At 68.9% G+C, this 720-nt stretch carries 2 protein-coding genes; both read left to right on the top strand.

Features of this window, described 5'->3' with window-relative positions; translation table 11 throughout:
• Positions 1-172 precede the first annotated feature (172 nt).
• Entirely contained in the window at positions 173-403 is a 231-nt protein-coding gene (locus ASG29_RS03130; protein ID WP_055979937.1) for a flagellar biosynthesis anti-sigma factor FlgM, read from the top strand.
• Positions 390-701 carry a flagellar protein FlgN gene (locus ASG29_RS03125; RefSeq protein ID WP_055979934.1) on the top strand — a complete coding sequence of 104 codons (312 nt, stop codon included), beginning with the start codon at positions 390-392 and terminating at the stop codon, positions 699-701. The genes ASG29_RS03130 and ASG29_RS03125 overlap by 14 nt, the downstream gene beginning before the upstream one ends.
• The last annotated feature ends 19 nt before the right edge of the window (positions 702-720 follow it).

Raw genomic sequence — 720 nt, 5'->3', positions numbered from 1 at the left:
GGGAAGGGTGAGGGCAGCGCGTCGCATCCCCCACCGAACAGAATCCGCAAAAAAGTTCTAAAGCCGCCGCGCAGGCGGTCGTTTGTGCCGATGTACGCGAACCTCGATAGGTGCGGGCATGGTAGATTCGATACGATCAACGACTGTAACGGCGAACGACCTTCGGGTCGGCATGGTGGCGCGCACGCCGCGTGCCGCGCTGCCCGCCGCCACCGCGACGCCGGCACCGGCGCCGACGCCGACGCTGGCACGCCAGATGGCGTCCGGCGCGCCGGTGGAGGCGGACCGGGTGCGGCTCATCAGGGATGCGGTCACGCGGGGCATGTTCCCGCTGTCGCCCGCGACCGTCGCGGACCGCCTGATTGCGGCCAAGTACGAGTGGATGCAGAATGACCCGTCGTGATGCCCTGGTCCACGTCATCGACGCGCTCCATGCGGAGATCGACGCGCTGAAGGCGAACGACGTCGCCGCGCTGGAACGCGCGACGGGGACGAAGCTGACCGCGATCGACACGTTGCGGTCGTTCGGCGACGGCCCGGTGGACGACGAGGTCCGCGGACTGGCGCAGGAGGCCGACCGGCTGAACGACACCTGCCGCATCTACGTCAACCTGATGGCGGCAAATGTCCGCCGCCGCCTGCAAGTCCTGACCGGCGAGGGCGGCAACGCCTACGGCCGCGGCAGCGTGGCGTACGCGTAGAATTCTCCCTCTCCCCTCC

The organism is Sphingomonas sp. Leaf412, from assembly GCF_001425405.1.
GTDB lineage: Bacteria > Pseudomonadota > Alphaproteobacteria > Sphingomonadales > Sphingomonadaceae > Sphingomonas.
The sequence above is the reverse complement of the archived record's forward strand: the minus strand, read 5'-3'. Positions and strand labels throughout refer to the sequence as shown.